This window comes from Streptomyces laculatispora (genome assembly GCF_017353455.1).
Lineage (GTDB): Bacteria > Actinomycetota > Actinomycetes > Streptomycetales > Streptomycetaceae > Streptomyces > Streptomyces laculatispora.
This window is the reverse complement of the sequence record NZ_JAFMPZ010000344.1, coordinates 1-10,698: the sequence shown is the minus strand read 5'-3', so window position 1 is coordinate 10,698 and position 10,698 is coordinate 1. Positions and strand designations below refer to the sequence as shown.

General features: G+C 71.8%; 9 protein-coding genes. All 9 read right to left on the bottom strand.

The features are described 5' to 3' along the window. Positions 1-96 precede the first annotated feature (96 nt). Positions 97-669: an acetolactate synthase small subunit gene (ilvN, locus tag J1C73_RS18540; RefSeq protein ID WP_123468077.1), complete on the bottom strand. Its 573-nt coding sequence runs from the start codon at positions 667-669 to the stop codon at positions 97-99. Between the two features lie 14 nt (positions 670-683). After that, positions 684-2,573: an acetolactate synthase large subunit gene (locus J1C73_RS18535; RefSeq protein WP_207317382.1), complete on the bottom strand. Its 1,890-nt coding sequence runs from the start codon at positions 2,571-2,573 to the stop codon at positions 684-686. A gap of 133 nt (positions 2,574-2,706) precedes the next feature. Then, entirely contained in the window at positions 2,707-3,483 is a 777-nt protein-coding gene (locus tag J1C73_RS18530) for a 4'-phosphopantetheinyl transferase family protein (protein ID WP_307797727.1), read from the bottom strand. A gap of 43 nt (positions 3,484-3,526) precedes the next feature. Next, a complete protein-coding gene (locus J1C73_RS18525) occupies positions 3,527-4,819 on the bottom strand; it encodes an MFS transporter (RefSeq protein ID WP_207317381.1) in 1,293 nt (430 codons plus the stop codon). After that, positions 4,816-6,282, bottom strand: coding sequence for an argininosuccinate lyase (gene argH, locus J1C73_RS18520; protein ID WP_207317380.1), 1,467 nt, complete (start codon positions 6,280-6,282; stop codon positions 4,816-4,818). Before argH ends, J1C73_RS18525 begins: the two co-directional genes overlap by 4 nt. After that, on the bottom strand, positions 6,279-7,544 hold the full coding sequence (locus J1C73_RS18515; protein WP_207317379.1) for an ATP-grasp domain-containing protein: 1,266 nt from the start codon (positions 7,542-7,544) through the stop codon (positions 6,279-6,281). The genes argH and J1C73_RS18515 overlap by 4 nt, the downstream gene beginning before the upstream one ends. Then, a complete protein-coding gene (locus J1C73_RS18510; RefSeq protein WP_242644358.1) occupies positions 7,541-8,587 on the bottom strand; it encodes a PLP-dependent cysteine synthase family protein in 1,047 nt (348 codons plus the stop codon). Before J1C73_RS18510 ends, J1C73_RS18515 begins: the two co-directional genes overlap by 4 nt. Position 8,588: 1 nt before the next feature. Further along, positions 8,589-9,434 (bottom strand): GHMP family kinase ATP-binding protein, encoded by an 846-nt coding sequence (locus J1C73_RS18505; protein WP_307797726.1) that lies wholly within the window; start codon positions 9,432-9,434, stop codon positions 8,589-8,591. A gap of 286 nt (positions 9,435-9,720) precedes the next feature. Beyond that, positions 9,721-10,698: thioesterase domain-containing protein (locus J1C73_RS18500; protein WP_242644357.1), on the bottom strand; the 978-nt coding region annotated here is incomplete at its 5' end.

The window sequence follows — 10,698 nt, the reverse complement described above, 5'->3', positions numbered from 1 at the left end:
GTCGTCGTAGAACAGCTCGGCGGGCATGGGAAGTTCTCCTTGGTTCCTGGGACATGAGGGTGTGCGGACGGAATAGCGGAAAGGAAAGCAGGGGTGCTAGGCGCTCTGAGCGCGTGCCGCCGTGGCGGTGCCGGCCGGGGTCAGGCGGATCGGCCGGGCCTCTCGCGCGGTGCGGTCGGCCAGGGCCCGGGAGCCGCGGCCGATCGCGATCGCGCCGGACTGGACGAGCTCCTTGATACCGAAGGCCGCGAGCATCCTGAGCATCGCGTCGAGTTTGTCGCCGGAGCCGGTCGCTTCGAGGGTGACGGCATCGGGCGAGACGTCCACGGTTCTGGCCCGGAACAGCTCGGCGATCTGGACGATCTGGGCACGGGAGCCGTTGTCGGCGCTCACCTTCACCAGGACCAGCTCGCGCTGGACGGCGGAGTCGGCCTCCAGCTCGACGATCTTCAGGACGTTGACCAGCTTGTTGAGCTGCTTGGTCACCTGCTCCAGGGCGAGTTCATGGTCGACCCTGACGACGATGGTGATGCGGGAGAGATCGGGGTGTTCGGTGGTGCCGACCGCGAGCGAGTCGATGTTGAAGCCGCGGCGCGAGAACAGGGCGGCGACACGGGCGAGGATGCCGGGTGTGTTCTCGACCAGGACGGAGAGCGTGTGCTGGGACATGTCGGGAGGTCCTCTCAGTCGTCCGCGGAGTCGCCGAAGTCGGGGCGTACGTCGCGTGCGGCCATGATGTCGTCGTTGGAGGTGCCGGCAGGGACCATCGGCCACACCATCGCGTCCTCGTGGACGATGAAGTCCACCACGACGGGGCGGTCGTTGATCGCGTTGGCCTTGTCGATGATCGCGTCGAGCTCGTACGGGTTCTCGCAGCGCAGGCCCACACAGCCCATCGCCTCGGAGAGCTGTACGAAGTCAGGGACCCGGGTGCCGCGGTTGGTGGTGGATCCCACTCCGCGGGTCGAGCCGGTGGTGGCGTTGGTGGCACCGTCGTGCAGCACCGTGTTGGAGAACCGCGCGCCGTAGAAGAGGCTCTGCCACTGGCGGACCATCCCGAGCGCGCCGTTGTTGATGATCGCGACCTTGATCGGGATGTTGTTGAGCGCGCAGGTGGTGAGCTCCTGATTGGTCATCTGGAAGCAGCCGTCACCGTCGATCGCCCAGACCGTGCGGTCCGGCATGCCGGCCTTGGCACCCATCGCGGCCGGCACCGCGTACCCCATCGTCCCGGCACCGCCCGAGTTGAACCAGGTGTCGGGCTCCTCGTGCGGGAGGAACTGCGCCGCCCACATCTGGTGCTGACCCACTCCGGATGCGAACAGTGTTCCTTCCGGGGCGAGTTGGCCGATCCGTTCGATGACCTGCTGCGGGGAGAGCAGCCCCGGGTCGGCGGGGAGTTCGTAGCCGCGCCGGTAGGTGGCCCGCCATTGGTCCAGGTCCCGCCACCAGTCGGCGTAGTCGCCGACGCGCCCCTCCTCCCGCTCACCGCGCACGGCGTCGGTCAGGGCGGCGAGCACCTCGCGGGCGTCACCGACGATGGGGACGTCCGCGAGCCGGTTCTTGCCGATCTCCGCCGGGTCGATGTCGGCGTGCACGATCTTGGCGTACGGGGCGAAGCTGTCCAGCCTGCCGGTGACCCGGTCGTCGAAGCGGGCCCCCAGGGCGACGATCAGATCGGCCTTCTGCAGCGCGGCGACCGCCGCGACGTCCCCGTGCATACCGGGCATTCCCACGTGCTGGGGGTGGCTGCCGGGGAAGGCGCCGAGCGCCATCAGGGTGGTGGTGACGGGCGCCCCGGTCAGCTCGGCCAGGGTGCGCAGCTCGGCGGTGGCGCGGGCCTTGAGCACCCCGCCGCCGACGTACAGGACCGGCCGGCGGGCCGCGGCGATGAGCCGGGCGGCCTCCCGGATCTGCTTGGGGTGCGGCTTGGTGACCGGGCGGTAGCCGGACAGCTCCAGCACCGGCGGCCACTGGAAGGTGGTGGCCGCCTGGAGGGCGTCCTTGGTGATGTCGATGAGCACCGGTCCGGGGCGGCCGGTGGAGGCGATGTGGAAGGCCTCGGCGATCGTCCGCGGGATGTCGTCGGCGTTGGTGACCAGGAAGTTGTGCTTGGTGATCGGCATGGTGATGCCGACGATGTCCGCCTCCTGGAAGGCGTCCGTGCCGATCGACTTGGAGGGGACCTGGCCGGTGATCGCGACCAGCGGCACGGAGTCCATGTGCGCGTCCGCGATCGGGGTCACCAGATTGGTCGCGCCCGGGCCCGAGGTCGCCATGCACACCCCCACCTTGCCGGTGGCCTGGGCGTAGCCGGTGGCCGCGTGCCCGGCGCCCTGCTCGTGGCGGACCAGCACATGACGGACCCGGGTGGAGTCCATCAAGGGGTCGTACGCCGGAAGGATGCAGCCGCCCGGGATACCGAACACGGTGTCCGCGCCGGCCTCTTCGAGTGAGCGGATGAGGGACTGGGCGCCCGTCACCTGCTCGGCGCCGGTGTCCGGCTGCCCGGTGGTACGGGTCCGCACTTGCGGGAGGAGGGCCGCGGGGGCCTGCTGCACAGCGTTTGACATCGTCAGTTCCAAAAGTCCGTAGGAGTGTTGTCGAGGACGTTTCGGTGAACGGCAGCCGCGGGAGCGGCCGGGTGGTACGTGCCCACCGCCGGGTGATCACCGCAACGGTGCACCCGGCGGACCTCGGGACGGGTCAGGGCGGGGCCCCCGCCGTCTGCAGGGCGTCGCAGGCGTGGCGGACGACTTCGAGGCCGGAGAGCCTCTTGACGAGGGGCCCGTCCACGCTCAGCTCGCCGCGCACCGCCACCGCCGCCGCGTAGCCCCGGTCCACCGGGACGTCGAGCAGGGTCCAGCCCGACGGCGGGTACGGGCCCTCGGGGCGGCCCGAGCCGACGTAGTCGAGGGCGGGATCGCGGCCCAGGCCCGTGCCGAGGCCCTTGAGGTAGGCCTCCTTGCGGGTCCACAGCCGGGCCAGTGCCCGAGGCCGCTCCGGGGGGCTGAGCGCGGCCAGTTCGGCCTGCTCGTCCACGTGCAGCATCGAGGCGAGTTCGGCGGCGCCGTCCTCGTCCCCCACCAGCTCCACGTCGACCCCTATGGGGGCCGCCGCGGTACCGACGACGGCGAGATCGCCGCGGTGGGACAGTGAGAAGAACAACTGGTCGTCGGTGTCGAGCACGGTGGGCCGGCCGTGCGGTCCGCCGCAGCAGGGACAGGTGTCCCGGCCGAGGTGGACGTCCTCGGGGCGCAGGCTCAGGTACGAGCCGAGCAGCCGTCGAAGGGCGACATGCGCGGCCGTGAACCGGGTTCGGTCGGCGGCGTGCATGAGGGTGGCGGCACGTTGACGCTCGGTCGCGTCGAGTACCCGTTCGTCCAGGATGCCGAGGGGGACATCCGAGACCCTCAGGAGCCAGAGGTCCAGTGAGCCGGGGGGTGGCAGCTCACGAACGACCCACGGCAGGGTTTGTTCCACGGGGTCTCTCCTGTTCGTACGAGAGTGGCAGGCGAGCCGGGTCTCACCGCGCGGCCGGCGCGACCGGCAGGTCCCGCCTTCCGCGCAGCGGCCCGATCAGGAGGAGCAGCGGGGTCAGGGCGAGGCCGGCGGTGAGGACCCACAGGGCGGGCCGCAGACCGAGGACGGTGCCGAGGCCTCCGCCGAGCACTGAACCGATGGGAATGACGCCGAAGTTCGCGACCGAGATGCTGGCCGAGACACGGCCGAGCAGCTGGGGCGGACAGTAGCGCTGGCGGAACGCTCCCTGGATCACGTTGGCGAGCACGACGCCGAGCGAGAGCACGGCGCTCCCGACCACCAGGGCGGACAGTCTCCAGTCCTTGTTGGTCAGCGGGATGAGCAGGGCGAACGGGGCGCTGAGGACCGTGGCGACCAGCAGTCCGCGGGCCGAGCCGAACCGCGCGATCACGCGTTTCGCGGTGGTGGCCCCGAGGATGCCACCGATGCTGCTCGACGCGAGGAGCCATCCGGTGGCGCCTTCGGGTATCCCGAGTCCGCGGAGGATGAAGTACGGCAGGACCGCCGCCTCGGCCGTGAGCACCAGGTTGGTGGCGGTGCCGTACAGGGTGAGGACCCGCAGGTAGGGGTCCTTGAAGGCGAACCGGAGCCCCTCCTTGATGTCCTGCACCAGGGCCGGCCGTTCGGCGGGTTTCTCCGGGACGGGCTCCTTGCTTCGGATGCCGGACAGGCAGAGCGCGGAGACGAGGAACGTCGCCGAATTGGCGAGGAGGCCGGAGGTGGCGCCGAAGGCCTGGGCCAGCAGGCCGCCCCCGCCCAGCCCCGCGACCTGGGCGACCGACTCGCTGCCCTGAAGCTTGGCGTTGGCCTCCTGAAGGTCCTCGGGCTCGACGATGGAGGGCACGTAGACCTTGTAGGAGATCCCGAAGAAGACCGCGGCGAACCCGTTGACCAATGCCACGGCCAGCAACTGGGTCATCGTCAGGATCCCGAGCCAGCCCGCGACCGGGACGCTCGCCAGGAGCACGAGCGGGACCAGGTTGCAGATCTGCATGATCGGCCGCCGTCGCATCCGGTCCACCCAGGCGCCGGCCGGCAGGCCGATCAGCAGCCAGGGCAGCCAGGGGGCGGCGGCCAGCAGACTCACCGAGAAGACGCTCTCGTGGAGGGTCACCGTGGCGACCATCGGCATGGCGACGGCGGTGATGTTGATGCCGACGCGGTTGGTCGTCTCGCCTGTCCACAGCAGCCGGAAGTCGCGGTTGCCGCGCAGTCCGCCGCGCGGCGGCGGTGCCTGGTCCGTGCCGGCCTCGCGTTCGGTCAGCCGGGCGCTCATGACGTCACCGCCTTGACCACGGCCTGCGCCAGCAGCGCGCTCCCGTCCGACCAGCGGGTGCGCCGCTCGGTCAGCTCGGCCTTCAGCACGTCCCGCCCGGTCGCCAGAGCGCGTATCCCGTCGGCCGTGGAGCCGGGTCCGCCGCCGTGGGCGCACGCCTCGGCCACCCGGTCGGGGGCCAGTCCGCCGTCGTCGACGGCGGTGAAGCGGGCCGCGTCCTCCAGCGACCGGCCGGAGTCCAGGGCGCCGAGCACGGTCTCGCCCACCAGGTGGTGCGCGGCCCGGAACGGCATCCCGTCCAGCACGAGCCGTTCCGCCAGGTAGGTGGCCGAGGTGAAGCCGTCCACCGCGCGATCCGTCATGCGTTCGCGCTCCGGTTCGGTGCCCGCGACCACCAGGCTCAGCAGCGTCACCGCGTCGGTGGTGCCGCTCAGTCCGGGCCACAGGTGCCGTACGGCCTCGGTGCCGACCGCGATGGCGTTGGTGTAGCCGCCGGTGGTCATGGCGGTCGCCGCGCCGACGAAGGCGCCGAGGCTCGCGCTGGACCGGCCCTGGATGTGTTCGAGCAGGAACGGGTTGCGCTTCTGCGGCATCATCGAGCTGGACCCGACGAGGGTGTCGCCCACCCGCAGCAGCCCGGACTCCTCCGAAGTCCAGGTGCTCAGGTCCCGGCCCGCCCTGGCCAGTGCCACCCCGAGGACGGCGGACGCGGACAGCAGGTCCAGGACGAAGTCGCGGGAGGCCACCGCGTCGACCGAGTTGGGCGCAGCGGAGCTGAAGCCGAGGAGCTCGGCGGTGCGCCGGGGGTCGATGGGGACGGAGGTCCCGCCGATCGCGCCGGCTCCCAGCGGGTTGACGTCGATCTGGCGTCCGGCGTCCAGCAGCGACTCGTACGCGCGCAGTACGGCGCCGGCGACGCCGGCGAGGTAGTGGCCGTAGCTGATCGGCACCGCGGGCTGGCCGTGGGTGTAGGCGGGCATGACCACGTCCCGGTACTCCTCGGCCTTCGCCAGGAGCACCCCCGCCAGCCGGTCGACCGCGTCGAGCAGCGCCAGGAAGGGGCCGCGGGTCTTCAGCCGGGTGGTCGTGGCGTTGAGGTCGTTGCGCGAGCGGCCGGTGTGCAGGATGCCACCGGTCCGGTCGCCCAGCTGCTCGATGAGGTGCCCCTCGTACGCCAGATAGACGCCGCGCGGCATCGGCCGGGAGCGGACCGGTGCGAAGTCCTGCCCGCGCAGCTCCTCGATGGCGCGCAGCAGGGCGGCGGCCCGGTCGGCGTCGACGATCCCGCGCTCGGTGAGCATGATCAGGTGGGCGCGGTCGACCTCGCTGATGCAGCGCAGCTCCTCGCCGAGACCGTCGGCGGTGTCCGGCAGGTACTGGTCGTAGACGATGCGGTGCGCCTCGGCGTCGAGCGCGGCCTTGAGCCGGCCGGTGTCGACGCCGAGCGCCGGAGCTGTGGTCATGCGTATGCCTCCTCTGTGTGCAGATCCGCGTAGGACACGGCCTCACCGAGCAGGGCCACCGCCCGGTCGGCTGCTTCGGCCGCCCGTCCCGAGCGGTCGGCGACGGCGATGACGTGGCCGACGCGGCCCCGGAAGTCCTCGGCGGGGCCGACCGGTTCACCGGGGGCGCGGTAGAGCAGCGCCTCGACGGTGCCCGGTACGGTGCGGGCCCGGTGCACGGCGTCGTCCAGTGCGGCGGACGGCGCCAGGATGCCGTCCTGTGCGCAGGTGAGGAACCGGATCGAGGCGCGGGCGTATCCGCCGCGCTCCAGCTCGGGAGCGGCGCCGAGCGCGGCGAGCACCTGGGCCCGTACGAGGTCGATCCCGCAGGCCCTGCGGACCAGTTCGGGGATCATGCCGCCGGCCAGCCGGGGGTTGACCTCGATGACCTGGGCGGTCCGGGTCCCGGTCAGCCGCAGTTCCACATGGGCGGCGCCCCAGCCGAGGCCGAGCGCCCGCACCGCGCGTACCGCGGTCTCGCGCAGCGCGATCTCCTGCTCGCCGGGGAGCGCGGCCGGTACGTCGTGGCCGGTCTCAACGAACACCGGGAGCGGCCCGACGTGTTTGGCGACGGTGACGACGGCTTCGGTGCCGAACACCTCGACGGAGAACTCCGGACCTGTCAGGTACTGCTCGACCAGGATCCGGCCCGGTGCGGTGATACCGCGCTCGTTGACGGTGGCCGCCAGCAGTGTCCCGGCGTGCTCGGCGACCTCGTCGAGGTCCGCGCAGAGCCGTACGCCCAGACTCCCCGACCCCTGCACCGGTTTGACCACCACGGGCAGTCCGATGCCGCGGGCCGCGTCGATCGCGCCTGCCACCTCGGAGACGACGGCGAAGTCCGCCGAGCCGACGCCCGCGCCGGTCAGGGCCCGGCGCTGCTCGGCCTTGTCGCGGCAGGCCCGCACGGCCTCGGCCGACGGGCCGGGCAGCCCGAGCCGGTACGCCAGTGCGGCGGCGGTGGGTACGTAGTACTCGGAGCTGGTCAGGACGCCCGCGACAGTGGCCTCGGCCTCCAGCGCCCGGACGGCCGCCCACAGCGCGGACTCGTCGCAGGTGTCCACGACGACCGTCCGCAGCCGGTCCTCGGCGGCGTACGGGTAGCGGCCCGGGTCGGCGCAGAGCAGCACCGGCACCACACCCAGCTCGGCCGCGCGCCGCGCGAACAGCCGTCCCGTACCGGTGGTGTTGCTCTCCACCAGGAGCAGCAGGCGCTGACTCATGAGCCGACCACCGGCATCACCACGTCGTCGAAGCCGCGGCGGGCCCACAGCAGCCGGGACCAGGCGGCGGTGGCGTCCAGCGGGTGTTCGACGGTGCGGGGGCCGCCGGCGGCGGGGGCGGGGACGATCCCCTGCTCGCTCAGCCAGGTGTCGTTGTAGACCGTGGACTGGTAGCGGTAGCCCTCGTCCGGGAGCACCATCACGACGGTGCTCTCCGGGTTCTGCTCGGCCCACCAGGACGCCACCTGGAAGGAAGCGCCGCTGGTCGGGCCCATGAACAGGCCGTGTGCGCGGTAGAGCTCGTGGGTCGCGTGGAACGCCTCGGGGGCGGTCACCCAGTGGACCTCGTCGTAGGCGGTGTGGCTGACGTTGCCCGGGTGGATGCTGCTGCCGAGTCCGCGCAGCGTGCGCGGCCCGTCCGGGCTGCCGAAGATGATGCTGCCCTGGGTGTCCACGCCGACCAGGTGCAGTGCGGGGCCGGTCTGGCGCAGCGCGGCGGCGAGTCCGCCGGTGGAGCCGCCCGAACCCACCGGGCCCACCAGGCAGTCCACGGCGCCGACGGTGTCCCCGATCAGATCGGCGACGACGCCGTACGCGCCGGGGTTGTCGGGGTTGTCGTACTGGCCGGGGACGAAGGCCTCCGGGTCCTGCCGGCGCAGCTCCTCCACACGGGCGAGACGTGCGCCCTGGATGCCGCCGGCCTGGCCGGTGTGCTCGACGATCTCCACCGTCGTACCGAGCATTTCGAGCCTGGTGCGCAGATCGCGGTCGATCGCCGAGTCGCCGACGATGGTCAGCGGGTAGCCGCGCAGACGGCAGACCATGGCCAGGCCCAGGGCGAAGGTGCCGGAGGAGGTCTCGATGATCCGGGTGCCGGGGGAGATCAGGCCGGCGGCCTCGGCGCGGTCGAGTATGTAGCGGGCGGGCAGCAACTTCATCAGGCTGAAGGCGGCCGCGTAGAGGTTGTCGCTCACCTTGATGATGCGTGGCAGCTCCGTCGCCTCCACGATCGAGGAGTGAGCCTTGGGCAGAGTCGTCGTCATGTCAGTCACCCGTTGTGTAGTTCCACTGCTCGTGAATTCCGAGCTCTTGCAGGAGGTCCTGGGCCATGTCGGTCCGCGCCTCGACCTCGGGGTCGTCCCGGTCGAAGAGGAGTCCGGCGATGTCCCCGCTGTGCGCCGCCTGTATCCCGACGGCTCCGGTGGTCCGCGCGATGTCACGGATGCGGTCGAGCTCCGGGATCGGCAGATGGCGCTGGTTGATCTCCGTGCTGGCTGTGGCCACCGATCCCAGCAGGGCCACGTCCTTCATCTGGATGGCCTCCCGGAGCATCGACTGCAGCCGGGTGAAGAGGTCGATCTCGTCCTGCCCGTAGCGGGCCGGAGAGAAGGCCAGCGTGTCCACGCCCCGCCCGCCGCCCTCGGGGCGCGAGCCGAAGCCGAGGATCCGCAGGGCCGGCATCCGGTAGCCGAAGTCCTCGATCACCCTGCCCTCGCGCTGGGCGAACAGGACGGTGGACTCCTCGAACATCAGGGAGTCGGACGCGGTCTCGGCGCGCACCGCGATCCTGGCGACCTCCTGCGGCGGCAGCGGGCTGACGAAGGCGTCCTTGACCGCCCAGATGGCCGCGAGCACATCGCTCGTGGACGAGCCGAAGCCCCGGCACAGCGGTACGTCACCGGTGAGGTCGAGGTGACCGCCCGCCGGCTCGGCGCCCGGCGGTGTCACGGCGCGGACCGCGAGTTCGGCCGCGCGCCGTGCCTTGCCCTTCCAGGCCGGCGTGACGGTGACCTCGTCGCCGGGAGCGGGGATGAACGTCGCACGGGTCGCGTGAATGGTGCAGGGAAGAGTGACGAGACCTCGGGTGAGCCCGCTGTCACCGGTGAACACGCCTTGCAGGATCTCACCGTGGTGGACGGGGGCTGAAGCTACCCCGACACGCCAGCCGGAATGATCAACCATTTCCTTGACTTTCTGTTGCCGGGAGCCGTGGCCTGCGGATGGCTTCACGCTATGCAGGCCGGAACCTGCCGCCCGGCGGCATGAGCGGCAGCCCGCGGGCAACTTGGGGGCCGCCGGCGGCCGCGCACGCACAGGTGCCCGGGTCCGCCGTCGTGGCGGTCCCGGGCACCTGTGGGGTGTGGTCAGGGTCTTTCGTGCGAACGGCGGGCCCCGATCAGTGACGCACTCCGCGCAACTCCTCGGCCAGCACCTTTCCGATCTCGCGCAGGGGCTCGGCGGTGGTCATGTCCCAGTGCGCGCAGTCGATGTCGTACTCCTCGACCCGGCCCAGGACATGGGGTGCCCAGGAGTCGGCACCGGTCGCCGCGGCCGGTGTGCGGGCGGCGTTGAAGAACACCGTGTCGCCGCCGAACCGCCGCTGCGGAACGTACCGGTAGCGCATCTCCAGGTTCCCGGCCGTGGCGGCGACGACCGCGGCGGCCTGGGCCGGCTCCAGTGCGCCCAGGATCGCGTCCTCGGCGCGCAGTACGGCGGCCAGCTCCTCCGTGTCCGGGGCGCTCCGGGCGCACCGCACGTCGAGTTCGGCGCCACGGCCCCCGAGCAGGGCGGTCAGCACCTCGCGGCCGGTGATGGCGGGCGGCCGGAAGCCGTCGGGCAGCGGGTAGGAGTCGAGCAGCGCCAGGAGGGCCACCTCCTCGCCCTGTTCCTCCAGCCGGGCCGCGATCGCGTGGGCCACGAGACCGCCGAACGACCAGCCGAGCAGGTGGTAGGGGCCGTGGGCCTGGACCGAGCGGATCTCGCTCACATAGCCGTCGGCCATCTCCTCGATACCGGCCGGCCGGTCCGTCGGGCTCGTCAGCTCCTTCGCCTGCAGGCCGATCAGCGGCCGCCGCCCGCCGATGTGCTTGAGCAGTCCGGCGTACGACCAGCTCATCCCGGAGATCGCGTGGACGCAGAACAGCGGGGCCTCGGGGGCGGCGGGGGACGCGGCCCGGATCGGCAGCAGCGTCTCCATCGGGTCGCCGCTCGTGTTCGAGGCGATGTGTTCGGCGAGCAGCGCGGGCGTCGGGTACTGGAACAGGTCCCGGATGGTGACCCGGGTCTCCCAGATCCCGCGGATCCGGCCGATCAGCCGGGTGGCGAGCAGTGAGTGGCCGCCCAGTTGGAAGAAGTGGTCGTCGATGGTGACCGA